Consider the following 25543-nt stretch of genomic DNA (forward strand, 5'->3'; position numbering starts at 1 on the left):
GGACGGCCGGGACCGTCAGGCCAGGCGCGTGATGTCCACCCTGACCACCATCTCCGAGGGCGCGCTGCCCGCGTAGACGCCCTTGAGCGGCGGCACGTCGGAGTACTCCCGGCCACGGGCCACGATGACGTGCCGGTCACCGGGGGCGACGTCGTTGGTGGGGTCCCAGCCGAACCACTCCCCGGTCCACCACTCCACCCAGGCGTGCGACTCCCCCGTCACCGTGGTGCCCACGGGCGCCGAGGGGTCGGGGTGGAGGTAGCCCGACACGTACCGCGCTGGGATGCCCGCGGTGCGCAGCGCCCCCAGGGCGAGGTGGGCCATGTCCTGGCAGACGCCGGCGCGCTCGCCCCAGGCGTCGGCGGCGTGGGAGTGCACGCCGGTGGCGCCGGGCACGTACCGCACCTCGCGGTGCAGCAGGGAGCAGACCTCAGCGGCGAGGTCGTCGGGGCTGGCGCCGGAGGCGGACAGCGACCTGACCCGCTCGGCCAGCTCCGGCGGCGGCGCCGTGGCCGGGGAGGTGGCGAGGAGCTCGACCATCTCGTCCCCGGCGCGCGGATCGCGCAGCACGTCCCAGCCGCCGCCCGGCGAGGGGGTGCCCGGGCGGTCCACCTCCACGGTCGAGGTGGCGGTGACGGCCAGCTCGGAGTGCGGCTCGTGCACCTCGAAGACGGTCACCTGGGAGCCCCAGTAGTCGTGGTAGACGTGCTGCCACGGCGCCGGGCGCACCTCCAGGCGGGTGCGCAGCGCCGTCTGCTCCGGGGTGGTCATGGGCGCCACCCGCACCTCGTTGTAGGAGCTGGTGACCGGCGCGCCGTACCGGTAGCCGGTGTGGTGCGCGATGCGCAGGCGAGCGCTCATGCCGTCCCTCCCACCCAGGTCAGCGCCTCGGCGCTGGAGAAGTACCGACGGGCCACCGCGTCGGAGGCGGCCGAGCAGGTGCGCTGCACGCGCTCCATCTCGTCGGGCAGGTGAGCCAGGACGTCCGTGAGCGGGCGGTACTCCAGCTCGGCGCGCGCCCGGCCCAGGCGCCGCTGCGCCTCGTCGAAGACGCCGGCGCGCTGCCCGCTCGACTCCAGCTCGGCCAGGCACCGCTCGGCCTGCGCGAGGGCGTGGACGATCGAGCGGGGGAACAGCCTGTCGAGCAGCAGGAACTCCGCGGCCTCCGTCTCGTCCTCCAGGCCGCGGTAGGTGCGCAGGAACGTCTCGTGAGCACCGCAGGCGCGCAGCAGGGACGGCCAGCGGCTGGCCGGCCCGCCGAGGCTGGCGGTGGAGGTGATGAGGCGGGCCGTCATGTCGGCGCGCTCGATGCTGCGGCCGAGCACGAGGAACAGCCAGCCGTCGTCACGGCTCATCGTGGAGTCGGCGATGCCCGTGACGGTGGACGTGCGGTCGCGCACCCACGCGAAGAACGTGTGGGGGCTCACCGCGCGCCACCGCCCGGACGGCACGGCGTTGTAGGCGGTGTTGAGCACCTCCCACATCTCCGTCGACACCGTCTCGCGGGCCCGGCGGGCGTTCTCACGGGCCCCACCGATCGAGGCGACGATCGACGCCGAGGAGAACGGGTCGTACCCGAGCCTGTCCAGCACGGTGCGCCGGTCGGGCGCGGGCGCCGCCGGCCCCCCGTCCGCGGAGCCGTCCGCGGAGGCGCCCCCGGAGCCGTCCAGCGGCGCGCCCATGACCGCCAGGAGGTTGGCGCAGGCGGTGGACTCGTCGAGCCACGGGTCCTCCACGAGCAGCTGCAGCTGCACGTCCAGGAGGCGGGCGGTGTCCTCGGCGCGCTCCACGTAGCGGCCGATCCAGAACAGCGCCTCGGCGATGCGGCTCAGCACGGCTGCCCCTCCTGCGTCTGCGCTGCCTGCTGCTGCTGTTGTTGCTGCTGCTGCTGGTCGCGGACGTCGGCCGCCCCAGCCACCCCGGGCCCGCGGTCGGGCGGGGCGCCGGGCAGCGTCGGCGCCGCGGCCGAGCGGCTCCGCGTGGGAGCGCCCTCGTCAGGCCGGTCGTCGGCGAGCACCCAGGTGTCCTTGCTGCCACCGCCCTGGGAGGAGTTGACGACCAGCTCGCCCTCGGGCAGCGCCACGCGGGTCAGCCCGCCGGGCAGCACCCACACGTTCGACCCGTCGTTGACGGCGAAGGGGCGCAGGTCCACGTGGCGGGGCGCCACGTGGTCCCCCACCAGCGTCGGCACGGTGGACAGGCGCACCACCGGCTGGGCGATCCAGCCGCGCGGGTCGGCGCTGACGCGCGCCCGCAGCTGCTCCAGCTGCGCCGGGCTCGCGGCCGGGCCGATGACGATGCCCTTGCCCCCGGAGCCGTCGACGGGCTTGACCACCAGCTCGGCGAGCCTGTCGAAGACCTCCTCGCGGGCCTCGCGCTCCTCCAGGCGCCACGTGGGCACGTTGGGGAGCACCGGCTCCTCGTCGAGGTAGTAGCGCACCAGGTCGGGCACGTAGGTGTAGAGCAGCTTGTCGTCCGCGACGCCGTTGCCGATGCCGTTGGCGATCGTCACGTTGCCCGCGCGGGCGGCGTTGAGCAGGCCCGGGCAGCCGAGCATCGAGTCGGAGCGGAAGTGCACCGGGTCGAGGTACTCGTCGTCCACGCGCCGGTAGACCACGTGCACCGGCCGCAGGCCGGCCGTGGTGCGCATGTGCAGCCGCCCGCCGCGGCAGACGAGGTCGCGGCCCTCCACCAGCTCGATGCCCATGCTGCGGGCGAGCAGCGCGTGCTCGAAGTAGGCGCTGTTGTAGACCCCGGGGGTCAGGACGACGACGGTCGGGTCCTCGATGCCCACCGGCGCCGCGGCGCGCAGGGCGGCCAGCAGGCGGCGGGGGTAGGCGGACACCGGGCGGATCCGCTGGTCGCTGAACGCCTCCGGCATCGCACCGGCCATGGCCGTGCGGTTGGTGAGCACGTAGCTGACGCCCGAGGGCACGCGGACGTTGTCCTCGAGCACGCGGAAGACGCCGTCGGCGTCGCGGATGAGGTCGACCCCGGCCACGTGCACCCGCACGCCGTTCGGGGGCTCGATGCCGGCCACCACGCGGTGGAAGTGCGAGGAGGAGGTGATGACGCCGCGGGGCACCACGCCGTCCTCGACGGCCCGCATCGGCCCGTAGGCGTCGGCGAGGAAGGCCTCCAGGGCCCGGACGCGCTGGGCCACACCGGCCTCCACCACGGCCCACTCCTGGGCGCTGACCACGCGGGGGACGACGTCGAGCGGGAACGGCCGCTCCTCGCCGCCCACGGCGAAGGTGATGCCCTTGTCGGTGTACGAGGTGGCCAGGGCGTCGGCGCGGCCGCGCAGGTCGCGCACGGCCGTGCTCGCCAAGGCGGCGTGCACGGGTGCGCTGGCCTCGCGCACGGCCATGTCCGCGGTGAACATCTCGTCCCACGCCCCGCTCGCCGCGGAGGCCTCGCCGTACCCGTCGAAGAGGCCCCCGGAGAGCTCGTCCACACCACCGCCAGCGCTGCTGGCCGACGACCCCACGTCCATGGTCGCGACCGTATCGATGCGGAGGCTCCCTGGGCGCGCTGACCGCCAAGTCGCTGGCGAGTCTCGGCGCGTCAGCGACGGGTCGACGTGCGCGTCGCAGGGTGCTTCCCGGCGCTGGTAACCTGGGTGGCTGCGCGCGCTCCGCCCACCTGCGGCGGGTCCGCACGAAGGCTTCGGCGGTCGGGGCACCAGCTGCCACCGCCCGCCACCAGCACAGTTCAGACACCCCAGACGCGACGGAGAGACCGGCCCGTGGCCAACATCAAGTCCCAGATCAAGCGCATCCGCACCAACGAGGCTGCGCGCCTGCGCAACAAGGCCGTGAAGTCCGAGCTGCGCACCGCCGTGCGCCACGTCCGCGAGGCCGTCGCCGCCGGTGACGCCGAGAAGGCCAGCACCGCGCTGCGCGTGGCCGGGCGCAAGCTCGACAAGGCCGTCTCCAAGGGCGTCATCCACTCCAACCAGGCCGCCAACCGCAAGTCGGCGCTGGCGAAGGTCGTCTCCTCCGCCTCCTGAGGCGGCGGCCGCACGGCCACCACAGCACTCCGTGAAGGGCGGGGACGGGCGACGCGCCCGTCCCCGCCCTTCTGCCGTCCCCCCACTCCCCCGGCACGATCATGCACCTGCGCGCCACACCACCCCGTGATCATGGGCGTCCGCCACCCCGCCGAAGCGACCGAGCGCCGGTGGGGAGCCTGAGTGCCGGGTCAGGCCCCGGAAGCGGCACTCAGCCTCCCCACCGGGCCTGAGCCTCCCCACCTCGCCTCCCGCCCGGGCCGCCCCCCGTCTCCCCGCACGATCACGCACCTGCGCGCCACATCGGCCCGGTGGGCGCTCGATCGCCGCCGCCAGCACTCAGCCCCCTCAGCGTGGTGGCGCGCTGGCGCGTGATCGTCGACGGAGGGGGTGCGGACGTCGACCGGGAGGACGGCGGGCCGACGGCGGGCCGACGGAGGGGGTGCGGACGTCGACCGGGAGGACGGCGGGCGGACGGCGGGCTGACGGCGGGAGGGCGGCGTGGGGTCAGCCGGCGCGGGCGGTGGTGATGGCGATGACCGCCCGCTCCACCGCGTACCGCGGGTCCCGCCCACCGCCCTTGACCGCCTCGTCGGCCTCGGCGAGGGCGGTGATGCCGGCGGCGATGCCGTCGGGGGTCCACCCGCGCAGGGCGTCGCGCGTGGTGCGGACCTGCCAGGGGGCCATCCCCAGACCCTTGGCCAGCGCGTCCGGCGAGCCCCGCCCGGCCGAGGCGACCTTGGCCATGCCCCGCAGCTTGAGCGCGAGCGCCGCCACCAGCGGCACCGGGTCGAGCCCGGACTCCAGGGCCTGCCGCAGCAGCCGCAGCGCCTCGGCGCGCTGACCGGCGACGGCCGCGTCAGCCACCTTGAAGCCCGTCACCTCGGCGCGGCCGCCGTAGTAGCGGTCCACGTCGTCGGCGGTGAGGCGGGCGGCCCGGCCGCCCTGCCCCGCACCGCGGGGGACGTCGTCCGCCAGCTGGGAGCAGGCGGCCGCCAGCGAGCGCAGGTCCGAGCCGACCGCCAGCAGCAGTGCGTCGAGCGCGTCGTCGTCGATGGTGCGCCCGTGGGAGCGCAGCTCGGTCTGGGCGAACGCGCGCTGCTCGGCGGAGGTCTTCACGGCGGGGCACTCCACGAGCACAGCGCCGGGCAGCTCGCGGGCGGCTTTGAGGAGGGCGCCGGCGCGGGCCCCTCCGGAGTGGCGCAGGACGAGCACCACGTCGTCCGGGAGGGTGCCCAGGGCTGCGGTGACGTCGGTGACGAGCGCGTCGGGCGCGGCCTCGAGCCCGCTGACCACCACGAGCCTCGCCTCCTCGAACAGCGAGGGGCTGGTCCACTGGGAGAGCTCCCCGGAGCGGTACGCCGCGGCGTCGACCGCGACCACCTCCAGCTCCGGCGAGCGCCCGCGGCACGCGTCACGGACGCGCTCCACGGCGCGCTCGGCGAGCAGCTGCTCCGGTCCCGTGACGAGCACCACGGGCCCCGGCTCGGCCTGGTGCCACGGCAGCGCCTGCGCACCGCCCTGGCCGCGGGCCCCGGTGGAGCGGCTGCGGCTGGAGGAGCGGGCTGCGGGCACGGCCCCACCCTCCCACGGGGGTGCGACGGTGATCGGCTGCGGATCAGCCGCGCCGCCGCCCCCGCGCCGGTGACCGTCCCCGGGCGCGGCGCACAGCGGAACCCGCGGCGAGCACCGCAGCGGTGGCGAGCGCCAGCCCCGCCGCCGGCAGCGGTCCCTGGGGCCAGGGCAGCACGGCCGCGGGTGACCCGGCGCCAGCCCGCGCCACCTGCGCCACCCACCCGGCCGCCAGCCCTCCGGCGTGCGCCGACGCCCACGCCACCGCACGCCCGGCCGGGCCGAGCGGTTCGGCCAGGGCCGCGAGCAGCCCGAGCAGGGTGGCGGGTGCCACCGCCGGGCCCGCCAGCGCGTTGGCGGGCACCGCCAGCAGCGGCACCCCCGGGGCGAGCAGCAGGACCACCGGCGCGCACACCACCTGCGCGGCCAGCGGCACCGCGACCGCCGCCGACACGGCCACGACCACGGCGTCCCTCACCGGCGCCGCCCTCCGCCCCGGCACCCGCCCGCGCAGCAGCGGCCGCGCCAGGGCGGCGGCCCAGGCGGGCGCGAGCAGCAGCAGCGCCCCGGTGGCGAGCACGGACAGGGCGAACCCCGCCTGCCGGCCGAGCCACGGGTCGGCCACGAGGAGGACGACGACGGCGAGGGCCAGCGCCGGCAGCCCTCCGCCGCCCCGGGCCGTCAGGGTGCCCACCACCGCGGCGAGCCCCATCGCCGCCGCGCGCAGCACGCTCGGCTCCCCGCCCGCGAGCGCGGCGTAGGCGAGCAGTCCGCCGCCGGTGAGCAGCAGGCGCGGGCCGCGCGGGACGCCGGCGGCGGTGGCCAGTGCCAGCACCGCTCCCGCGACGAGGGCCGTGTTGCCGCCGGAGACCGAGGTGAGGTGGGTCAGGCCGGTGGCGCGCATCGCCGCGGAGAGGTCGTCGGGCAGGGCGGTGGTGCCTCCGACCACCAGGCCCGGCAGCAGCCCCCGGGCGTCGGGCGGCAGAGGGGCGCAGGCGCGGACCAGCCCCTCGCGCAGCCGCTGCCCCGTGCGCGCGGCCCACCCCGTGGGTGCGCTCACGTCGGGGGCCCGGACGGCGAGGAGCACCGCGGCGGCCGGGTCCGCGGGCCCGGTGGGCTGCAGGCGCCCGGTCGCGCTGATGACATCCCCGCGGCGCACGGCGTCCCAGCCGTCGCTCCCCACCACGAGCACCTCGGCTCGCGCCGGGGAGGTGCTGCCCCGGCCGGTCACCGACCGCGCCGCCAGGCGCAGCACCCACCGCGGGCGGGAGTCGGCCCACGGGCGTGCGGGGTCGGGCCGGACGCGGACGGCGTCGGAGGTGGCCACGCCCTGGACCACCGCCGTCGCCTGCTGCTCGGCCAGCGGCTGCAGCAGACCGGAGGACCGCTCCAGGCGGGCGGCCCCCACGGACACCGCGACGGCGGTCACCACCACGAGCACCAGGGCGACGCCCGCGCTCGCCCCGCGGGCTCCCCCACGGGTCCGGGACTGCGACCTCGACCGGGAGGCGCACGCCGCAGCGCCTGCCACGGCGCTGAGCGCCGCGCCGGCGAGCACGGCCAGCGGCAGCCCGAGCGCCGCGGCCGACCACGCCCAGGCGGCCAGCGCGGCCGGCACCAGGCGCGCGTCCAGCGGCCGCTCCGCCCGTCCCTCGGCGCCTCCCTGGAACTGGTCGTGGGCGCCGGGCAGCAGCAGGCGCAGGACCGGGTGCTCGCTCACACGACCAGCAGCGGCGTCAGGCGCGCCAGCGCCGCCGGACCGAACCCGGGCACCTCGCCCAGCTCCTCCACGGTGGAGAACCTGCCGTGCTGAGCGCGCCAGTCGAGCACGCGCTGCGCGAGCACCGGTCCCACCCCGGGCAGGGCGTCGAGGTCGGCGAGGGTGGCGCTGTTGAGGTCCACCGGGCCGCTCGCCGCACGGCTGCCCGAACTCCCGGAACTCCCCGCGCTCCCCGCTCCTCCGGCTGCTCCGGTGCCGGCGGGGGCGCTGGTGGGGCTGGGCAGCGCCTCCCCCGGCGCCGGGACCACCAGCTGCTCACCGTCCACCAGCACCCGCGCGAGGTTCACCCGCCGCAGGTCGGCGTCCGGACGTGCGCCTCCCGCGGCGCGGACGGCGTCGTCGGCGCGCGCGCCGGCCGGCAGGCGCACCAGGCCGGGGCGCGCCACCTGCCCCACCACGTCGACCACCACCTCCGCGCCGCCGGAGACCGCTCCTCCCGGGGAGGGGGACGCCACCGGCACACCCGAGGCCGACGAGACGGACGAGGACGACGAGGCGCCGGCGGGGGTGCGCGCCGGCACAGCCACGCCCGGCGTGGGCGTCGGCACGGACGCCCCTCCCGACGTGGCGGCGGACAGCACCAGGAGCACCACGACGGCGGCCACCACGAGCAGCGCCCCGGCGGCCGCCGACGGTGCCAGCGACCAGCGCGCCTCGCGCAGCCGCTGGAGCGCCGTCGGGCGCCACGGCGGCTCGGCGGACTGCGCCTGCCGGCGCGAGGCGCCCCGCAGCGCCGACCGGTCCCTGACAGCGGGGAGCTCGGGCGGCGCGGCGGCCGCGCCCGAGGCGCCGCCGTCGTCGTCGTCCTCCTGCCAGCCCGAGCCGGGCACCCCGTCCAGCACCCCGCCAGGCTGCCCCGTGGCCCCCCACCGCGGGCGGCGACGACGAGCGCCTGTGGACGGAGCCCCACGAGCGGGGCCCGCCACCCGCCCTGTGGGCGGACGACGGGCCCGGCGACCTCCCGTCAGACGTCGGTCAGACGTCGGTCAGGCGGGCACCACGTTGACGAGCTTCGGGGCCCGGACGATGACCGTGCGCACCCCTCGGCCGTCCAGCGCCCGCTGCAGGGCCGGGGAGGCCAGCGCCTGCTCGCGCAGGGCGTCCTCGGTGATGTCGGCCGGCACCTCGAGGCGGTCGCGGACCTTGCCCTGCAGCTGCACCACGCACGTCACCGTCTGCTGCACCAGCAGCGCCGGGTCGGCCTGGGGGAAGCCCTCGAACGCCAGGGAGCCGGAGTGGCCCAGCCGGGACCACAGCTCCTCGGCCACGTGCGGGGCCAGCGGCGCCACCATGAGCACGAGGGCCTCCGCCGCCTCGCGCGGCACGGAGGACAGCTTGGTGAGCTCGTTGTTGAGCTCGATGAGCTTGGACACCGCGGTGTTGAAGCGCAGCCCCTCGTAGTCGGCCGCGACGGCCGCCGCGGTGCGGTGCACCAGCGCGCGGGTCGCCGGGTCAGCGGGGGCGTCGCTGACGGTCACCTCCCCGGTGGACTCGTCGACGACGTTGCGCCACAGCCGCTGCAGGAAGCGCTGCGAGCCGACCACCGCGCGGGTCTCCCAGGGCCGGGAGTCGTCCAGGGGCCCCATCGACATCTCGTACACGCGGAACGTGTCAGCGCCGTAGGACTCGTACATGTCGTCGGGCGTGACGACGTTCTTCAGGGACTTGCCCATCTTCCCGTACTCGCGGGTGACGGGCTCGCCCTGCCACGTGAACTCGCGTGCCCCCGTGGCGGAGGTGGTCTCCTCCACCTCCGCAGCGGGCACGTAGGTGCCACGGACGTCGGTGAAGGCGTCGGCCTGGATGTAGCCCTGGTTGAACAGGCGGCGGAACGGCTCCTGCGAGGAGACGTGGCCCAGGTCGAACAGCACCTTGTGCCAGAACCGGGCGTACAGCAGGTGCAGCACGGCGTGCTCGACGCCGCCGACGTACAGGTCGACGCCACCGGTGTCCGCCACCGCGGTGCCGTCGGCGGCGCGGACCGCCCGATCGGTGCGCGGGCCCATCCAGTACGCCTCGACCTCCGGGTCCACCAGCTTCTCGGAGTTCTCTGGGTCCAGGTAGCGCAGCTCGTACCAGCACGAGCCCGCCCAGTTGGGCATGGTGTTGGTCTCGCGGCGGTACCGCTTGGGCCCGTCACCCAGGTCCAGGGTGACGTCCACCCACTCCGGCACGCGCGACAGCGGCGGGGAGGGCTCGCTGGTGACGTCGTCGGGCTCGAAGGTGCGCGGGGAGTAGTCCGGCACGTCCGGCAGCAGCACCGGCAGCTGGTCGGCGGGGACGGCGCGGGGCAGGCCGTGCTCGTCGTAGACGACCGGGAACGGTTCGCCCCAGTAGCGCTGGCGGCTGAACAGCCAGTCGCGCAGGCGGTACGTGGTGACGGGTCGGCCGGCACCGGTGGCCTCCAACCAGGCGGTGATGCGCTCCTTGGCCTCGGCGACCTCCAGGCCGTCCAGGTCGACGTCGTCGTTGGAGCTGTTGATCGCCGGACCGGCGCCCGTGTAGGCGCCGCCCTCGAAGCCCTCCGGCGGCTGCACGGTGCGCACGACGGGCAGCTCGAAGCGCTCGGCGAAGGCGAAGTCCCGCTCGTCCTGGCCGGGCACGGCCATGATCGCGCCGGTGCCGTAGCCGGCCAGCACGTAGTCGGCGGTGAAGACGGGCACGGCGGTGCCGGTGACGGGGTTGACCGCGTGCAGGCCGGTGAAGACGCCGGTCTTGGTGCGGCCCTCGTCGGTGCGCTCGGCCTCGGTGCGGGCGGCGGCCTGCGTCCGGTAGGCGGCCACGGCCTCGGCGGGGGTCGCGGCACCACCGGTCCAGCTGTCCGGGGTGCCGGCCGGCCAGGCCGCGGGCAGCTCGTCCAGCGAGGCGTGCTCGGGCGCCACCACCATGAACGTCACGCCGAACAGCGTGTCCGGGCGGGTGGTGAACACCTCCAGCTGGCCGCCCTCGACGCCGTCACCGGCCAGGGCGAAGCGGACCTGGGCGCCGGTGGAGCGCCCGATCCAGTGCCGCTGCATGGACTTCACGGCCTCGGGCCAGTCCAGGCGGTCCAGGTCGTCCACCAGGCGGTCGGCGTAGGCGGTGATCCGCATCATCCACTGGCGCAGCGGACGCTTGACCACGGGGAAGTTGCCGCGCTCGCTGCGGCCGTCGGCGGTGACCTCCTCGTTGGCCAGCACCGTGCCCAGGCCCGGGCACCAGTTGACCGGGGCCTCGGAGATGTACGCCAGGCGCTGGTCGTCCACCAGGCGGCGGCGGGCGACGTCGTCCAGGTCGGCCCAGGTCGAGCCGTCCTCGGGCTGGCGGGCGCCCGACTCGTACGCCTCGCGCAGCTCCGCGACGGGGCGGGCGGCGCCGCGGCCGCCGTCCGGGCGGACGGCCTCCGGGTCGTACCAGCTCTCGAAGACCTCCCGGAAGATCCACTGCGTCCAGCGGTAGTAGTCCGGGTCGATGGTGGAGACGGACCGGCGCGCGTCGTGGGCCAGGCCCAGGCGGCGCAGCTGGCGGCGCATCGTGGCGATGTTCGCCTCGGTGGTGACCCGCGGGTGCTGGCCGGTCTGGACGGCGTACTGCTCGGCGGGCAGGCCGAAGGCGTCGTAGCCCAGCGTGTGCAGCACGTTGCGGCCGTTCATCCGCTGGTAGCGAGCCCACACGTCGGTGGCGATGTAGCCCAGCGGGTGCCCCACGTGCAGCCCGGCGCCCGAGGGGTACGGGAACATGTCCATGACGAACAGCGGCTCGCGACCGGCCACGGCCTCGGCGTCGCCCCAGGGACCGCTGGGGTTGGGCGCCTCAAAGGTGCCCTCGTCGGCCCAGCGCTGCTGCCACGCGAGCTCCACCTGCGCCGCGAGGGCGGCGGTGTACCGCTGGGGGGGCGCGTCACCGGGGGCGGCGCCCGTCGCGGGGGCGGACTGGTCCGTGGTGCTCATGCGGTGGGGCGCTCCTTCTGGGTGCTCCGGGCGCTGCCGGAGTCGCTGCTCCGGCGGCCGCCCGCCGGAGGTCTCGCTCTCACGACCAGGGTAGTAGCGGCGGCCAGGCGGTTTCCCGCTCCTCGCTGTCAGCGCAGCAGCGCGCCCCGGCTCCCGGCGACGTCGGTGAGCACCCCGGCCACGCTCAGCGCCGCTGCCCCCATGACGGCGCGGAACCCGGTGCGCCCGTCGGCGGCGGCACCGAGGGCTCCGGCGGCCCCCGCGGCGAGCAGCAGCGCCGTCGTCGTCCGGCCGAGGTCGCGCCGGCGGCCCAGGAGGAGCACGGCGTCCGCGAGCGCCACCCCCAGCGCCGCCCCGGTCCGGCTGGCGCGCGGCCCGAGGCGCTGGGGCAGGCCGCGGACCCCGGTGGCGGCGTCGGCCTCGGCGTCCGGGACGGTGTTGGCCAGGTGCGCGGCCAGGCCCAGCAGCGCGGCGGCGCCGCACAGCAGCCGCGGTGCGGGGCGGCCCGCGGCGCCGGTGGCCACGGCGGGCAGCGCGCCGAAGAAGAGCAGGTACGGCAGCGGGCTGGCGAGGGTGCCCTTGAGCCCGAGGTCGTAGCCCAGAGCGCCCACCACTCCCGCCAGGTGCAGGCGGCCGGCGCCCGCGCGGCCGCGGTCCAGGGCCAGCGAGCTCGGCACGGCGGCGGCCGCCGCCAGCACCGCGGCCGCCGCGACGGCCGCCCGGGGCAGGCGTCCTGCTGCCACGGGCTTCTCGGTGCGGCCGGCGGCGGCGTCGAGCGGGGCGTCGAGGGCGTCGTTGGTCCAGCCGATCGCCAGGTGCCCCAGCCCCACGGCGAGCGCGACCCGGCCCGCGGTGCCCGTGCGGCGTCCCGGCGCGGCCGCGGCCGCGGCCAGGGCGGCGGCGAAGGAGGTGACGGCGACCGTCGGAGCCGGGTGGCAGGCGCGGCCCAGGTCGACGACGACGGCGAGCACCGCGCGCACGGGTCCCCGCTGCGTCCCGCTGCCCATCCCGCCGAGGCTAGGGGCTGGGCGGCCGGGGCCTCAGCCCAGGGAGCCGGTCTGGTCCTCGTTGCGGCGCGAGGGGCGCGAGCGCACCGGCTCGACGGCGCTGGGGGCGCGCAGGGCGCGGCGCAGGGCGAGGTCCTGCTCGGCGCGGCTGACCAGCTCCGCCAGGCCCCCGGAGTCCCACGGCTCGAGCAGCCCGGACCCCACGGTCAGCGAGCAGGCCCAGCGCACGAGCGGGGCGTCGGGGCTGCCGAGCAGGCGCACGCGCAGGCGGCGCTCCAGCTCCGCGGGGGTGGTGCCGGTGCCGGGACCGAGCACCACGAAGAGGTCGTCGGCCCAGCGGCCGACCACGTCCGCGCCGCGGGTGCTGCCGCGCAGCGCGTCGGCCACACCGCCGACCACCTCCGCCACGGCCTCCGGGCCGCCGAGCTCCCGCACCGGCTCGAGGTCCCCGAGCTGCACGAGGGAGGCGTGCATCGCCCCGCTGGAGCGGCGGGCCGCGCCCAGCACGTGGCGGGCGAGCAGGTCGAGGCCGTTGGCGTTGTAGCAGCCGGTGGACTCGTCCACCACGGACACGGCGTCGGCGAGCTGCAGCGCAGCCTCCAGCTCGACGGCCGTGCGGCGGCGGGTCAGCAGGACGGCGACGGCGACGAGCGCGCCCACCACCAGCGACGCGCCCAGCCCCGCGGCCGCCTCCAGGTCTCCGCGCCCGACCGCGGCGAGCGCCACCGCGACGGTGGCGGCGGCCAGCGGCGCGGCGGCCAGGGCGGTGGCGAGACCGCTGAGCGGGACGACGGCGAGGGCGCCGCCCAGCACGGGCAGCGCGGCCGCGGGCCAGGCGGACCCGGTGGCAGCGCACAGCGCGAGGCCGGCCCCGGCGGCAGCCGCCGAGCCTCCCCACGTGCCCACCACGAGCCCCGCGGTACCCCGCGTGCCCGTGCGCCGCTGCGCCGTCTCAGCCACCTCCACACAGGTCCCCTCGGCGCGGAGCGCGCCCGGGGTGAGCGGGCGGCGGCCACGACCACCCGACAGGGCGAGCGCCGGCGCTGCTCCGCACTCGACGAGGGTGCCACACGAAACGCCCGAACCGCCCGAACCCGCGGGGCGCGTCCGCCGGCCCCGCGCTGCGGTCGAGTTGCCGAGCCCGCCGCGCCACCGGACCGTGGCGGGCATGGCAACCACCTCTCGCCCCCGCGGGTCGGCGCTGGGCCGCGGCCTCGCTGCCGGGGCCGTCGGCACCACGGTGCTCAACGCTGTGACCTACGCCGACATGGCCTGGCGGGGTCGGCCGGCCAGCACCACCCCGGAGGACGTGGTCGAGGCGGCCGCGCGCGCCACCGGCCGGGAGGTGCCCGGGTCCGGGTCCGAGCGCAGCAACCGCCTCACCGCCCTCGGCGCGCTGTCCGGCACGGCGGTGGGCCTGTCCACGGGGGTCGCCGTGAGCGCCGCCCGCGCGGCGGGCCTGCGCTTCTCCGCCCCGGTGGGCGCGGTGGTGACCGGGGCCGTGGCGATGGCCGCCACGGACCTGCCGATGGGCGCGCTGGGTGTGTCGGACCCGCGCACCTGGACCCGGCAGGACTGGGTGGCCGACGCCGTGCCGCACCTGGCGTTCGGGATGGCCACCCACGCCACGCTGAGGGCCCTCGAGCCCGCGGGCGAGCGGCGCCGCCGAGCCTCGGCCTCGCTCGTGCTGAGCTCGGCCCTGCTCGGGGTGGCTGCCGGCAGCCGCAGCAGCCTCGGCCTGCTGGCCCCAGCGCTGACGTCGTCGGCGTCCGCGGGCGCCAAGGCGCTCGCGGTGCTGCCGGTGGCCGGTGAGCTGGTGGCCGACAAGGCCCCCGGGACCCCGGCGCGCACCTCGGCGCAGGGCCTGCCGGCACGGTTCGTCTCGGCGACCGGCGGGGCCGCGGCCCTCGCTGCCCGCGAGAGCGCCAACGCCGTCGTCCCCTCCGTCGCCGCCGCGGCGGGCGCCGCGGGCGGGGCCTGGGGCGGTCTGGCGTGGCGGCGCTGGGCCTCGGCCCGGGTGCCGGACTGGCAGGCGGCGCTGGTGGAGGACGGCGTGGCGGTGGCCCTGGCGGCCGTGGCGTGCCTGACCGGCCGCCGCTCCGCTCGCGCGACTACTCTGGACGGTCCCGCGCCCGTCGGGCGTTGAGGCTCTCGCAGGGCTCCTGCCCGCACCCGCGCCCAGCTCATCTCCTGGAGGACCCCCGTGACGCAGACCACCGCCACCACCGCTCCCGCCGAGCCGCAGGCCGCGGCCGAGGACGACGACTGGCTGACCGGCGCCACCGCCTGCTCGATCGAGAACGGCGAGGACTGCGAGGCGTGCCAGTGACGGCTCGCTGAGCCCGATGGTGGCGGGAGACCGTCAGGAGCCCTCACGGGCCCTGGCGGTCTCCTTCTCGTTGGCCCGCTGCAGGGCCGCCACCAGCTCGTCCTTGGTCATGGAGGACCGGCCGGGCACGTCGAGGCGCCGCGCCAGGTCGAGCAGGTGCGCCTTGGTGGCGTGCGCGTCCACCCCGCCGGCCGTGGGGAGGTCAGCGCCGTCGCCAGCGGCGCCGCGCTCGGCCTGGGCGTCGGAGGGGCCGCGGCGCCCGCCCTCCTTGGGCTCCCAGTGGTCCCCGACCTTCTCGTGGGTGTGCTTCAGCGCCGCGAACGCCGTGCGGCGGGCCCGCTCGGCGGTGTTCGGCTCGTCGGCGTAGGTCTCCTCCGCGGAGTCGTGAGCCTTCGCGAACGTCGCCTGCGCCTTCTCGTCCGAGCGCTGCAGCGTGCTGGGCAGCTCGTCCTCGCGGACCTTCCCGGTCTTCGTGGTCATCGCCATGCGCCGCCCCTACCCGCGCGGACGGGCGTCGAAGCGCCCGCGTCCCGGCGGGTCACCCGTCAGGCGGCGGGCACGACCTGCGCGGTGCAGAAGGCGCAGCGCGTGGCCTTCACCGGGATCTTGGACAGGCACTCGGGGCACTCGTGCACGGGGGCCTTCGGCTCCGGCTCGGTGCGGTAGCGCGCCATGAGCGCGTTGACCGGCTTGACCACCAGGAAGTAGAGGATCGCCGCGGTGATGACGAACGCGACGAGGGCGTTGATGAAGGCACCGATGCCGAACTTGCTGCCGTTCACCGTGAAGGCCAGCGCTGAGAAGTCGGGGACGCCCCCGAAGGCGCCCAGCAGCGGCGTCAGCAGGTTCTCGGTGAACGACTTGACCACGGCTCCGAACGCCGCGCCGATGAGCACGGCGATGGCCAGGTCGACCACGTTGCCGCGCAGGATGAACTCGCGGAAGCCCTTCACGGCTCCTCCTCGGGGTCGGACGTGTGGTGGTGGTTGCCGGGGCAGACGGATCTGCGCAGGCATCATGGCAGCCGTCGTCGTCCGTCGGGAGGGGTACGGCTGGACCGGCCAGGGCTGACCGGCGAGCATGTCCCGCAGGCGCCGCCGCTGGTGACGGCGCCGGAGGGAGGACACCCGTGACCACCGCCGCCGCAGCGCCGCACACCGGCAGCCAGGGCCCCCAGCGGACAGACCGCCCGGCCTGGCCCGACCCGCGCGCGGACGCCCTGTCGGGGCCCGGTCTGGGCTCGCTGTCCGTGGCCTCCCTGCTGGCCTCCTCCGCGGTGCGCCACGCCGACCGCACGGCCGTGGTGTGCGGCTCCGAGCGGGTCACGTACGCGCAGTTTTGGGAGCAGGCCCGCGCGTACGCCGGCGCCTTCCGGGCCCGCGGCGTCGGCCCGGGCGACCGCGTGGCGGTGCTCGTGCCGAACGTGCCCGACTTCCCGCGGGTCTACTTCGGCCTGCTGGCGCTGGGCGCCGTCGTCGTCCCCGTCCACCTGCTCTTCACCGCCGACGAGGTCGAGCACGTGCTGCGCGACTCCGGCGCCACCCTCGTGGTGGCCGCCGCGCCGGTGCTGGCGGCGGCGCTGCCCGCCGCGGCGGCAGCCGGGATCCCGGTGGTGACCGTCCTCGTGCCGGACGACCAGCGCGAGAAGGTGCCCGCCCCGCGGCTGGAGGACGAGGCGCGCGCGGCCGAGCCGCTGGAGCGCCTCGTGCCCGTCCCCCCGCTGGCCCCCGCCACGGTCCTCTACACCTCCGGCACCACCGGCAGGCCGAAGGGCGCGGTCGGCAGCCACCTGGCGATCGTCGAGAACGTCAACACGGTGCTCATCGACTGCTTCGACATGCGCACCGGCGACGTCGTCTTCGGCGGGCTGCCGCTGTTCCACACCTTCGGCCAGGTGTGCGTCATGAACACCGCCTTCCGCGTCGGGGCCATGGTGCTGCTGCTGCCGAAGTTCGACCCGGCCACCGCACTGCGGATCATGGACGCCGAGCAGGCGACGGTGTTCATCGGCGTCCCCACCATGTACGGGGCGCTGCTGCAGGCCGCCGGTCCCCACCGCGAGGGCGGCGGCCAGCTGCCGCCGCTGCGGTACGCCATCTCCGGTGGCGCGGCGCTGGCAGAGGCGGTGCTCGAGAGGTTCCAGCAGGTCTTCGAGGCTCCGGTCCACGAGGGCTACGGCCTCACCGAGACCTCTCCGGTGGCCTCCTTCAACCGCGTCGGGGAGCCGGCCGTCGCCGGGTCGGTGGGCTTCCCCGTGTGGGGCGTGGAGGCCGAGGTCACCGACCCCGGGCACCCCGAGCGCATCGTGGTGCTGCCGCCCGGGGAGCGCGGCGAGCTGGTCATCCGGGGCCACAACCTCTTCAAGGGCTACCTCGGCAACCCCGACGCCACCGAGGCGGCCGTGGTGGACGGCTGGCTGCGCACCGGCGACATCGCCACCAAGGACGACGAGGGCCGCCTCCGCATCGTCGACCGCGCCAAGGACATGATCATCCGCAACGGCTACAACGTGTACTGCCGCGAGGTGGAGGAGGTCCTGGTCCGCTACCCCGGGGTCGCGTCCGTGGCCGTCTTCGGAGTGGCCGACGACGAGCACGGCCAGGAGGTCCACGCCGCCGTGGTGGTGGAGGACTCCGAGGCCGGCCGCGCCTTCGACCCCGACGCGATGGTCGCGCAGGCGCGCCAGCACCTGGCGGCGTACAAGTACCCGCGGGTGGTGCACGTGCGGGAGGCCATGCCCCAGGGACCCAGCGGGAAGATCCTCAAGCGGGAGCTCGTGGCGGAGTACGAAGGCTGACCGGCTCCACAGGTCAGCGCGGAGGTCAGCTCAGACGTCAGCGCAGCACGCCGCGGTCGCGCGCCCGCGCGACCGCGGCGGTGCGCGAGGTCACGTCGAGCTTGGTGAAGACGTGCACGAGGTGGCTCTTCACCGTGGGTTCGCTGATGCTCAGCTCCGCCGCGATGTCGCCGTTGGAGCGACCGTCGGCCACCAGCGCCAGCACCTCCACCTCCCGCGGCGTCAGCGACGTCTGCGGCGCCCGCACCCGGGCGAGCAGGCGGCTGGCCACGGCGGGCGCCAGCGCGCTCTCCCCCGCCGCCGCCGCCCGCACCGCCGCGAGCAGCTCGGCGGGCGGCGCGTCCTTGAGCAGGTAGCCGCTGGCGCCGGCCTCGACCGCGCCCAGGATGTCGCCGTCGGTGTCGTAGTTGGTCAGCACCAGCACGGGCGGGGCGTCGGGCAGGGCGCGGATGCGCCGCGTGGCCTCGGCGCCCCCGGGTGCCCCCGGGGCGGGGTCCAGCTGCAGGTCCATGAGGACGACGTCGGGCGCGTGGTCGACCGCTGCGCGCACCGCCTCCTCGCAGGTGGCGGCCTCCGCGACGACCGCGATGCCCTCCTGCTCCAGCAGCGCCCGCAGGCCCAGGCGCACCACGGGGTGGTCGTCGACCAGCACCACCCGGGTCATGCCGGCACCTCCGCACCGGTGGCGGTGAGCTGTCCGGGAACGGCCGGGGCGTCGGGCAGCTCCACCTCCACCGCGGTGCCGCGGCCCACGGCGGTGCGCACCGCGAGGCCGCCGCCGAGCTGCTCGACGCGCTCGCGCACGGCGCGCAGCCCGAAGTGACCAGCGCCGCCTGCGGTCCGCTCGGCCACGGCGGCGGGCTCGAACCCGCACCCGTCGTCGACCACCGACAGCCGGGTCGCACCCGGCAGCCGCTGCAGGCGCACCTCGACGCGGGCGGCGCCGGAGTGCTGGGCGGCGTTGGCCACCGCTCCCTGGGCGATGCGCAGCAGCGCGGTGGCCACCTGCACCGGCGGCTCCGCGTCGCCGACCTCCCCGTCTGCCGCCCTGTCGGGCCCGACCACGTCCACGACGAACCCGGGACGGCTCCACTGGGTGGCGGCCAGGCGGCGCAGCGCCGCGAGCAGGCCCTGGTCGGCCAGTGGGGGCGGTGCGAGCTCGGCGATGAGGGCGCGCGCCTCGGCCAGGCTGGCGGCGGCGGTGTCGCGGGCCAGCCGCACGTGCGGGACGCCCGGGCCGCGGGGGTCGGCGCGCTCGGCCACGTGGAGCAGCAGCTGGATGCTCGACAGGCCCTGGGCCACGGTGTCGTGCAGGTCCCGGGCGATCCGGGCGCGCTCGGCGAGGGCCCCGGCGGTGCGCTCGCTGGCGGCCAGGTCGGCGCGGGCGGCCACCAGCTCCGCCAGCAGCAGCTCGCGCTCGGCGGCCTCGCGGGCGAGGGCCCGGTAGCCCAGGCCGATGGCCAGGGCCACGCCCGCGGCGAGCACCGGGCCCACCACGCCGCCCACGGTGAGGCCACCGCCGCGGGCCGTCGCGAGCGCGGCGACCACGGTCGCGACGACGACAGCGGCCGGGCCCCACCAGCGCGGCAGCAGGTGCAGCGACAGGAAGTAGAGGGGGAAGACGAGGTAGGCGGCCTGGGGCGAGACCGCCACCAGCGCCACCCACAGCAGGCCCAGCGCCGCCAGCCACACCCGGGAGCGCACGCGCCGCCCCGGGCGCGCGAGCACCGCGCCGGCGGCGTAGACGGCCACCAGCGCCGCGGCCAGCGCCGCCACCGCGGTGCGGTCCGCGGGGTCCGCCAGGACGACGACGAGCGCGGCAACGCCCACCACGAGCAGGTGCAGGCCCACGCGCAGTCCGAGGACCACGGGGGCGAGGGCGTCGCGGTGCACCGCGCGACGCTAACCGCGCGCCGGCGGGCCGCGCATCCGTCGAAGGACGGAGTCCGGCCTCCCACCCGCGCTCCGCCGGGAGCCGCCTCACGGGCGATGCCGGGACCGGCGCGTGGCGAGCACGGTGGACACCACTCGTCCTCGACCCAGGAGGTCCCCCGTGTTCGTCGCCTGGCGCGACCTGCGCGCCGCCCGCGGCAGGTTCTCCCTGCTCGCCGCCGTCGTCGCCCTCGTCACCCTGCTGGTGGGCTCGCTCACCGGCCTCACCGCCGGCCTGGCCGCGCAGAACACCTCCGCGGTGCTCGGCCTGGACGCCGACGCCGTGGTGCTGGCCCGGCCCGCCGGCAGCGGCTCCACGACCGGAGCCCTCACCTTCGCCGACTCCGCCGTCTCCCCCGACCAGCAGCGCGCCTGGGCCGCAGCCGCCGGCGCCACCGGCGCCTGGCCTCTCGGGGTGGACCAGACCCGCGCCTCCCGCCAGGGCGCGGACGGGACGGCCAGCGCCGCGGTGGCCGTGCTCGGCGCCGGTGCCGGCCTCGCGCCGCAGACTCCCGCTGCGGACGGCTCCGTGGTGCTCTCGGTCCCCGCGGCGCGGGAGCTGGGGGCGAGCGCCGGGGAGGAGGTGCTGGTGGGCGGCCAGCGGTTCGCCGTGGCCGCTGTCTCAGGGGACGGCTGGTACGCGCACACCCCGGTCGTGTGGACCACCCTCGCCGACTGGCAGCGGATGGCGCGCGCCACCGGCGGGTCCGGCGACCCCAGCGCGCTGGTGGTCCGCGGCGACCTCGACGGCGGCGAGCGGGCCGCGCTCGACGCCCGCGCGGGCACCACCTCCACCACCCTCCTCGGCTCGCTGGGGGCGATCGGCGCTTTCCGCTCCGAGGTCGGCTCGCTGGCGCTCATCATCGGTCTGCTGCTGGTGGTCAGCGCCCTCGTGGTGGGGGCGTTCTTCACGGTGTGGACGCTGCAGCGCTCCGCCGACGTCGCCGTCCTCAAGGCCCTCGGCGCCTCCACCCGCTCGCTCGTGGTGGACGCCCTCGGCCAGGGCACCGCCGTGCTGCTCGGCGGCGTGGCCGCGGGCACCGCGGGCGTGGCGGCGCTCGGCTGGGCGCTCGGGTCCGCCGCCGGTGGCGCGGTGCCGTTCGTGCTGTCGCCGCTGACGGCGCTGGGCCCGTCGGTCCTCGTCGTCCTCCTCGGCCTGGTCGGCGTCCTCGCGGCGCTGCGGGCCGTCACCCGCGCCAACCCCCTCACAGCCCTCGGGAGCATCCGGTGATCACCCTCGACGACGTCACGCTGACCCACCCGGACGGCACGGAGCGCGTCACCGCCCTCGACCGCGTGCACCTGGACGTGCCGCGCGGGGAGGTGACCGTGCTCACCGGGCCCAGCGGCTCGGGCAAGTCGAGCCTGCTGGCGGTGGCCGCGACCCTGGTGCGCCCGGACTCCGGGCGGGTGATGGTGGACGGCGAGGACGTGGCCCGCCTGTCGGCCCCGGCGGCGGCAGCGCTGCGCCGGGAGCGGATCGGGGTGGTGTTCCAGCAGGCCAACCTCCTGCCGTCGCTGACCGTGCGCGACCAGCTGCTGGTCATGGCGGAGCTCGGCGGGGTGCCCGGGGGCCGCCGGCTGCGCCGGCGCGCGCTGCGCGAGCGCGCCGAGGAGCTGCTCGCCGAGGTGGGACTGGAGGGCCTCGGGCACCGCCGGCCCCACCAGCTCTCCGGCGGCCAGCGCCAGCGCGCGGCCGTCGCCCGGGCCCTCGTGCACGCGCCGTCGGTGCTGCTGGTGGACGAGCCCACCAGCGCGCTGGACACCGAGCGCGCCGCGGGCGCGGTCGAGCTGCTGGTGCGGCTCACGCGGCAGCGGGGGACCTCGACGCTGCTGGTGACGCACGACCTGGACCGCCTCGACGGCGTCCCCGGCCTGGAGCGGGTGGAGCGGATGCGGGACGGGCGGGTGGAGTCCGCCGTCCTGCGCTGAGCCCGCCCTGCGCTGGGCCGGTCGGGGCGGGAGCCAGGAGGGGCCAGGAACGCGAGAGGGCGGCACCCGCTGGGTGCCGCCCTCTCGCCCTGGTGGAGCTGAGGGGATTCGAACCCCTGACCCCCTCCATGCCATGGAGGTGCGCTACCAGCTGCGCCACAGCCCCGTCCGCCGTTCGGAGCGCTTCAGCAGAAGCCCTCCCGTTCAGGACGTGGGAGCAACTGTAGCGCGTCTTCGGGAGTGCCCCGGATGGGGGTCCACGGCTTGCCCGTCGCGGCGGCGCGCAGCACCTTGGGGTCCGCAGCCGCAGTCCCGGAGCAGTGCTGGTCCGAACCCCGGCTGTCGTCCACTCACACCGCAGGGGGGGAACTGCACCATGTCCATCATCTCCGGCAAGGACCGCCGCCTGGCCCGGCTCTTCGGGCCCGACGGCCGCACCTTCCTCGTGGCCGCCGACCACGGCGTCACCACGGGCTTCGACTCCGGGCTGGGCGACATGGCCCCGCTGCTCTCGGCCGTGGCCGACGGCGGTGCCGACGGGGTGGTGGTGCACCGGGGCACGGCCAAGCGGCACGCCCCCGTGCAGCGCGGCACCGCGCTGCTGGTGCACCTGTCGGGCAGCACCAACCTCTCCCCCGACGGCGACGTCAAGACGGCCGTCTGCAGCGTCGAGTCGGCGGTGGCGCTGGGCGCCGACGCCATCTCCGTGCACGTCACCCTCGGCTGCGGGGCCGCGGACGACCGCGCCGCCCTGGCGGACCTGGGCGCCGTCTCCTCGGACTGCGAGCGCTTCGGCATGCCGCTGCTGGTCATGACCTACGTGCGCCCCGGCGGGCCGCGTTCGGCCAGCGCGGCCGCGCTGCACGCCGCGCGCGTGGCCGCCGAGATGGGCGCCGACGTGGTCAAGGCCACCTCCCCGGACCTGGAGACCAGCCACGCGCTGGCCACGAGGATCGGCGTGCCCGTGGTGGTCGCGGGCGGCGAGACCGGGCGTGGGGCCACGTTCGAGGACTTCCTCGAGACCTCGCGGCAGACCCTCGAGACGGGCGTCGCGGGCCTGTGCGTCGGGCGCTGGGTGTTCACCCACGCCAACCCGGCCACCGCCACCCGCGCGCTGCGCGACCTCGTGCACCCCCGGGTGCCGGCCACGCCCGCCGGGCTGGCCGAGCCCTTCGACCTCACCCGCGCCTGACGCGGCCGCCGCAGACCGCACCCCAGACCACCCCAGCCCCCCGAGCACCAGGGAGACCCCGCACCCATGACCTCCGACCTCTGGGCCGACGTCACGGCCCTGTCCGGCGACCACCTCGACGCCGCCCTCGCCCACGTCCGCACGGCCGCCGTCGACGCGGTCCTCCTGCGCCCCGAGCAGCTCGACGGGTGGAAGCCCGTCGAGCGCCTGGCCGTCGCCGTCCTCGTCGGGCCGGACGCCTCCGCCTCGGACCTGGCCGCCGCCCCCGTCGACGCCGTCGTGGCCGACGGGGTCCGCTCGCTGGCCGCGGCGCGCTCCCTGGCGGACGGGCGCCGGCTCGGGGTGCGCTGCCTCATCGACGACGGCGCGAGCATGGACGAGGCCGCCGACCAGTGCGGCGTCGTCGACGTCCTGCTGTCGGTGTTCACCGACGAGACCAACATCCCGCTCGAGCTGCTGCTCGCCCGCGCGCAGGGCACCCGGACCGCGGTGTTCAAGGCGCTGGCCACCGGCTCGGAGGCCTCCACCGTGGCCGGGGTGCTGGAGTCCGGACCCGCGGGCGTCCTGGTGGACGCCGCCTCGCTGGTGGACCTCGACGTCGCCGCGCAGGTGGTGGCCCGCCAGTCCGAGCGGGTGGCCCCGCTGGTGCCGCTGACCGTGACCGCCTCCCGGCCGATCGGCATGGGCTACCGCGGGTGCATCGACACCACGACGCTCTTCGACGACGACGAGGGCATGATCATCGGGTCGACGTCCTCGGGCGGGATCCTCGTGTGCGCCGAGGTGCACTACCTGCCCTACATGGACCTGCGCCCGTTCCGGGTGAACGCCGGGGCGGTGCACTCCTACGTGTTCTCCCCGACCACCACGTCCTACATCACCGACCTGCGTGCGGGCGCCCCCGTCTCCGGCGTCAGCGCCGCCGGGCGCTTCCGCGACACGACCGTGGGCCGCGTGAAGATCGAGCTGCGCCCGCTGCGCCTCCTGGAGGCCCGCGACGAGGCGTCGGGCTCGCTGGTCAACGTCATCCTCCAGGACGACTGGCACGTGCGGGTCATGGGCGACGGCGGGGAGGTCCGCAACCTCACGCAGGTCAAGCCCGGCGAGAAGCTGCTCGGCGGGACCTGGGAGCCCGGCCGCCACGTGGGCATCAAGGTCTCGGAGAAGATCCTCGAGAACTGAGGCCCCTCGGGGGACCTCAGACGACGGCGCCCGCCGACCTCTCCGACACCGCGGAGGAGAGGCTGCGGGCGCCGTCAGCGTTCGTGCGGCCCGCGTCCTCCTCACCCACGCCGCGCGGCCCGAGGTCGTACCCGCGCAGCACCCACCGCCCGAAGCGGCGCTCCACGACGGCCCACCGGCCGTTGCCCAGCGAGGCGAACTGCGCCCACGCCTCCGGCGGCAGCCCCAGCAGCACCAGCACGCCGGCGCGCAGGGCACCGCTGTGGGAGGCCGCCACCAGCAGGCCTCCGTCCGGGGTGGCCGCCGCGTGGCGCTCGAGGGACGCCGCCACCCGGGCGCCCAGCTCGCTGCGCTTCTCGCCGCCGCCGATGCGCAGGTCCTCCCCGGAGCGCCAGGCGCGGTGGCCGTCCGGCCAGTGGTCGGCGATCTGCTGGTGCAGCAGCCCCTGCCAGGCGCCGGCGTCCAGCTCGCGCAGGGCCGCGTCCTCCACGGCGCGCAGGCCGGTGACCTCCTCCAGGCGGGCCGCCGTGGCCCGCGCGCGGGAGAGGTCGGAGCTGACCAGTCGGTCGGGGCGCATCGCGGCGATCTGCGCTGCGGCGGCCCGGGCCTGCTCGTGCCCCACCTCGTCGAGGGGGACGTCGAGCTGGCCCTGGAAGCGGCCCTCGGCGTTGGAGGTCGTGCGCCCGTGCCGCCAGAGCACGAGGCGCGAGGCACCACCGCCGGCCGCGGTCACCGCGCGAGCCCCGCCGCTCCGGCCTCGTGGGCGCTGCGGGGACCGGTGACGTCCTCCGGCAGCTCGATCGCCGGGCCGTCCTTCCAGAGGCGCTCCAGCGCGTAGTACTGGCGGTCCTCGGCCAGCTGGACGTGGACCACCACGTCGGCGAAGTCCAGCAGCACCCACCGGGCCTCGTTCATGCCCTCGCGGCGGACGGCGTCGGAGCCCAGCTGGTGCAGGGCGTCCTCCACGGCGTCCACCACGGCGCGCACCTGGCGGTCGTTGGCAGCGGCGGCCAGGACGAACACGTCCGTGATCACCAGCTGCTCGCTGACGTCCAGGGCGAGCACCTCGGTGGCGCCCTTCTCGGAGGCGGCGCGGGCGGCCGCGACGGCCAGCTCCACGGCGCGGGGGGTGGCGGTCACCCTCCCAGGATGGCACGGACGGGGGCCTGGCCCGAACCGTCGCCCGGCCGGGCCGGGGCGGCGGGCCCCGCCCGCGGAGCGGCACGGGGGGCGGCACGGGGGCGGCGTGGGGGCGGCCGTCAGTCGCGGTAGAGGCGGTGCTTGGCGATGTGCTGGACCACCCCGTCCGGCACGAGGTACCAGACCGGCAGCCCCTGCCGGACCCGCTCGCGGCAGTCGGTGGAGGAGATCGCCAGCGCCGGCACCTCCAGCAGGTGCACCGCACCCGCCGGGAGCGCGCCGGAGGCCGGGACGGCGAGCTCGTGCCCGGGGCGCGTGACCCCCACGAGGCTCGCCAGCTCCGCGAGGCGCTCGGCGTCCTTCCACGTGAGCATCTGGGCCAGCGCGTCAGCGCCGGTGATGAAGTACAGCTCGGCGTCGGGCCGCTGGGCGCGCAGGTCGGACAGGGTGTCGACCGTGTAGGTGGGACCGGGCCTGTCGACGTCCACCCGGCTCACCGTGAAGCGGGGGTTCGACGCCGTCGCGATGACGGTCATGAGGTAGCGGTGCTCGGCCGAGGAGACCGCGCGGGAGCTCTTCTGCCACGGCTCGCCGGTCGGCACGAAGACCACCTCGTCGAGGTCGAAGCGCGCGGCCACCTCGCTGGCGGCCACCAGGTGGCCGTTGTGGACCGGGTCGAACGTGCCACCCATCACGCCGAGGCGCGCCCGGCCGGGCACCCGCCCCGGCACCGGTGCCG

Annotated in this window: 24 protein-coding genes and 1 tRNA gene; 8 read left to right on the forward strand and 17 right to left on the reverse strand. The window is 76.8% G+C overall.

What is annotated here, in order from left to right; genetic code table 11:
* Positions 1-15: 15 nt before the first annotated feature.
* The 3 genes from H7K62_RS15220 to H7K62_RS15230 are packed head-to-tail and all read right to left on the reverse strand — an operon-like array spanning position 16 to position 3496.
* Positions 16-861, reverse strand: coding sequence for a transglutaminase family protein (locus H7K62_RS15220; RefSeq protein WP_186719803.1), 846 nt, complete (start codon positions 859-861; stop codon positions 16-18).
* A complete protein-coding gene (locus H7K62_RS15225) occupies positions 858-1835 on the reverse strand; it encodes an alpha-E domain-containing protein (protein ID WP_186719804.1) in 978 nt (325 codons plus the stop codon). The genes H7K62_RS15220 and H7K62_RS15225 overlap by 4 nt, the downstream gene beginning before the upstream one ends.
* On the reverse strand, positions 1829-3496 hold the full coding sequence (locus tag H7K62_RS15230) for a circularly permuted type 2 ATP-grasp protein (protein ID WP_186719805.1): 1668 nt from the start codon (positions 3494-3496) through the stop codon (positions 1829-1831). The genes H7K62_RS15225 and H7K62_RS15230 overlap by 7 nt, the downstream gene beginning before the upstream one ends.
* A gap of 252 nt (positions 3497-3748) precedes the next feature.
* Between H7K62_RS15230 and rpsT the strand changes: the two genes are divergently transcribed.
* Complete coding sequence (gene rpsT, locus H7K62_RS15235; RefSeq protein ID WP_186719806.1) at positions 3749-4012, forward strand: 30S ribosomal protein S20; 264 nt, start codon at positions 3749-3751, stop codon at positions 4010-4012.
* A gap of 507 nt (positions 4013-4519) precedes the next feature.
* Here rpsT and holA read toward each other — a convergent pair.
* The 6 genes from holA to H7K62_RS15265 all read right to left on the reverse strand — a co-directional run bounded on the left by holA (position 4520) and on the right by H7K62_RS15265 (position 13266).
* Complete coding sequence (gene holA, locus H7K62_RS15240) at positions 4520-5587, reverse strand: DNA polymerase III subunit delta (protein WP_186719814.1); 1068 nt, start codon at positions 5585-5587, stop codon at positions 4520-4522.
* A gap of 43 nt (positions 5588-5630) precedes the next feature.
* On the reverse strand, positions 5631-7304 hold the full coding sequence (locus H7K62_RS24100; RefSeq protein ID WP_186719816.1) for a ComEC/Rec2 family competence protein: 1674 nt from the start codon (positions 7302-7304) through the stop codon (positions 5631-5633).
* Entirely contained in the window at positions 7301-8206 is a 906-nt protein-coding gene (locus tag H7K62_RS15250) for a helix-hairpin-helix domain-containing protein (protein WP_186719819.1), read from the reverse strand. The genes H7K62_RS24100 and H7K62_RS15250 overlap by 4 nt, the downstream gene beginning before the upstream one ends.
* A gap of 144 nt (positions 8207-8350) precedes the next feature.
* Positions 8351-11293, reverse strand: a complete 2943-nt coding sequence (gene leuS, locus H7K62_RS15255; protein ID WP_186719828.1) for a leucine--tRNA ligase — start codon at positions 11291-11293, stop codon at positions 8351-8353.
* Positions 11294-11421: 128 nt separating this feature from the next.
* The gene (locus tag H7K62_RS15260) at positions 11422-12300 is read right to left on the reverse strand and encodes a UbiA family prenyltransferase (RefSeq protein WP_186719829.1); all 879 of its coding nucleotides are present in this window, start codon (positions 12298-12300) and stop codon (positions 11422-11424) included.
* A gap of 33 nt (positions 12301-12333) precedes the next feature.
* Positions 12334-13266: a GGDEF domain-containing protein gene (locus H7K62_RS15265; RefSeq protein ID WP_186719830.1), complete on the reverse strand. Its 933-nt coding sequence runs from the start codon at positions 13264-13266 to the stop codon at positions 12334-12336.
* A gap of 202 nt (positions 13267-13468) precedes the next feature.
* Between H7K62_RS15265 and H7K62_RS15270 the strand changes: the two genes are divergently transcribed.
* Together H7K62_RS15270 and H7K62_RS22780 are read left to right on the forward strand one after the other, a co-directional pair.
* Entirely contained in the window at positions 13469-14446 is a 978-nt protein-coding gene (locus H7K62_RS15270) for a hypothetical protein (protein WP_186719832.1), read from the forward strand.
* Positions 14447-14503: 57 nt separating this feature from the next.
* Positions 14504-14629 (forward strand): hypothetical protein, encoded by a 126-nt coding sequence (locus tag H7K62_RS22780; RefSeq protein ID WP_255472122.1) that lies wholly within the window; start codon positions 14504-14506, stop codon positions 14627-14629.
* 33 nt (positions 14630-14662) lie between these two features.
* Here H7K62_RS22780 and H7K62_RS15275 read toward each other — a convergent pair whose 3' ends face one another.
* Together H7K62_RS15275 and mscL are read right to left on the reverse strand one after the other, a co-directional pair.
* The gene (locus H7K62_RS15275; protein WP_186719834.1) at positions 14663-15115 is read right to left on the reverse strand and encodes a ChaB family protein; all 453 of its coding nucleotides are present in this window, start codon (positions 15113-15115) and stop codon (positions 14663-14665) included.
* Between the two features lie 59 nt (positions 15116-15174).
* On the reverse strand, positions 15175-15582 hold the full coding sequence (gene mscL, locus H7K62_RS15280) for a large conductance mechanosensitive channel protein MscL (RefSeq protein ID WP_186719836.1): 408 nt from the start codon (positions 15580-15582) through the stop codon (positions 15175-15177).
* Between the two features lie 266 nt (positions 15583-15848).
* On the opposite strand from mscL, the gene H7K62_RS15285 reads away from it, so the two are divergent.
* Positions 15849-17426: a long-chain-fatty-acid--CoA ligase gene (locus H7K62_RS15285; RefSeq protein WP_186719903.1), complete on the forward strand. Its 1578-nt coding sequence runs from the start codon at positions 15849-15851 to the stop codon at positions 17424-17426.
* Between the two features lie 37 nt (positions 17427-17463).
* On the opposite strand, the gene H7K62_RS15290 is transcribed toward H7K62_RS15285, so the two are convergent.
* Together H7K62_RS15290 and H7K62_RS15295 are read right to left on the reverse strand one after the other, a co-directional pair.
* Entirely contained in the window at positions 17464-18090 is a 627-nt protein-coding gene (locus tag H7K62_RS15290; RefSeq protein WP_186719838.1) for a response regulator transcription factor, read from the reverse strand.
* Positions 18087-19319, reverse strand: a complete 1233-nt coding sequence (locus tag H7K62_RS15295) for a sensor histidine kinase (RefSeq protein ID WP_186719840.1) — start codon at positions 19317-19319, stop codon at positions 18087-18089. The genes H7K62_RS15290 and H7K62_RS15295 overlap by 4 nt, the downstream gene beginning before the upstream one ends.
* A 160-nt stretch (positions 19320-19479) precedes the next feature.
* Between H7K62_RS15295 and H7K62_RS23310 the strand changes: the two genes are divergently transcribed.
* Together H7K62_RS23310 and H7K62_RS23315 are read left to right on the forward strand one after the other, a co-directional pair.
* Complete coding sequence (locus H7K62_RS23310; protein ID WP_186719842.1) at positions 19480-20589, forward strand: FtsX-like permease family protein; 1110 nt, start codon at positions 19480-19482, stop codon at positions 20587-20589.
* Positions 20586-21290, forward strand: coding sequence for an ABC transporter ATP-binding protein (locus H7K62_RS23315; RefSeq protein ID WP_186719844.1), 705 nt, complete (start codon positions 20586-20588; stop codon positions 21288-21290). The genes H7K62_RS23310 and H7K62_RS23315 overlap by 4 nt, the downstream gene beginning before the upstream one ends.
* Positions 21291-21380: 90 nt before the next feature.
* Here H7K62_RS23315 and H7K62_RS15310 read toward each other — a convergent pair.
* Positions 21381-21456 (reverse strand) — tRNA-Ala (locus tag H7K62_RS15310).
* Between the two features lie 210 nt (positions 21457-21666).
* On the opposite strand from H7K62_RS15310, the gene H7K62_RS15315 reads away from it, so the two are divergent.
* Positions 21667-22482, forward strand: a complete 816-nt coding sequence (locus H7K62_RS15315) for a beta/alpha barrel domain-containing protein (protein WP_186719846.1) — start codon at positions 21667-21669, stop codon at positions 22480-22482.
* 66 nt (positions 22483-22548) lie between these two features.
* Positions 22549-23664, forward strand: a complete 1116-nt coding sequence (locus tag H7K62_RS15320) for a 3-dehydroquinate synthase II (RefSeq protein WP_186719848.1) — start codon at positions 22549-22551, stop codon at positions 23662-23664.
* A 16-nt stretch (positions 23665-23680) separates the two neighbouring features.
* On the opposite strand, the gene H7K62_RS15325 is transcribed toward H7K62_RS15320, so the two are convergent.
* The 3 genes from H7K62_RS15325 to nadD all read right to left on the reverse strand — a co-directional run bounded on the left by H7K62_RS15325 (position 23681) and on the right by nadD (position 25496).
* Positions 23681-24397: a histidine phosphatase family protein gene (locus H7K62_RS15325; protein ID WP_186719850.1), complete on the reverse strand. Its 717-nt coding sequence runs from the start codon at positions 24395-24397 to the stop codon at positions 23681-23683.
* Positions 24394-24804, reverse strand: a complete 411-nt coding sequence (rsfS, locus tag H7K62_RS15330; RefSeq protein WP_186719855.1) for a ribosome silencing factor — start codon at positions 24802-24804, stop codon at positions 24394-24396. Before rsfS ends, H7K62_RS15325 begins: the two co-directional genes overlap by 4 nt.
* A gap of 119 nt (positions 24805-24923) precedes the next feature.
* Positions 24924-25496, reverse strand: coding sequence for a nicotinate-nucleotide adenylyltransferase (gene nadD / locus H7K62_RS15335; protein WP_186719857.1), 573 nt, complete (start codon positions 25494-25496; stop codon positions 24924-24926).
* Positions 25497-25543: the final 47 nt, after the last annotated feature.

The sequence above is a fragment of the Quadrisphaera sp. RL12-1S genome (assembly GCF_014270065.1).
Taxonomy (GTDB): Bacteria; Actinomycetota; Actinomycetes; order Actinomycetales; family Quadrisphaeraceae; genus Quadrisphaera.

Coding starts and splice junctions, on each gene's coding strand:
- H7K62_RS15220 (WP_186719803.1), bottom strand. CDS start 861: ATGAGCGCTCGCCTGCGCATCGCGCACCACACCGGCTACCGGTACGGC.
- H7K62_RS15275 (WP_186719834.1), bottom strand. CDS start 15,115: ATGGCGATGACCACGAAGACCGGGAAGGTCCGCGAGGACGAGCTGCCC.
- H7K62_RS15260 (WP_186719829.1), bottom strand. CDS start 12,300: ATGGGCAGCGGGACGCAGCGGGGACCCGTGCGCGCGGTGCTCGCCGTC.
- H7K62_RS15230 (WP_186719805.1), bottom strand. CDS start 3,496: ATGGACGTGGGGTCGTCGGCCAGCAGCGCTGGCGGTGGTGTGGACGAG.
- H7K62_RS15290 (WP_186719838.1), bottom strand. CDS start 18,090: ATGACCCGGGTGGTGCTGGTCGACGACCACCCCGTGGTGCGCCTGGGC.
- H7K62_RS15270 (WP_186719832.1), top strand. CDS start 13,469: ATGGCAACCACCTCTCGCCCCCGCGGGTCGGCGCTGGGCCGCGGCCTC.
- H7K62_RS15315 (WP_186719846.1), top strand. CDS start 21,667: ATGTCCATCATCTCCGGCAAGGACCGCCGCCTGGCCCGGCTCTTCGGG.
- leuS (WP_186719828.1), bottom strand. CDS start 11,293: ATGAGCACCACGGACCAGTCCGCCCCCGCGACGGGCGCCGCCCCCGGT.
- nadD (WP_186719857.1), bottom strand. CDS start 25,496: ATGGGTGGCACGTTCGACCCGGTCCACAACGGCCACCTGGTGGCCGCC.
- H7K62_RS15320 (WP_186719848.1), top strand. CDS start 22,549: ATGACCTCCGACCTCTGGGCCGACGTCACGGCCCTGTCCGGCGACCAC.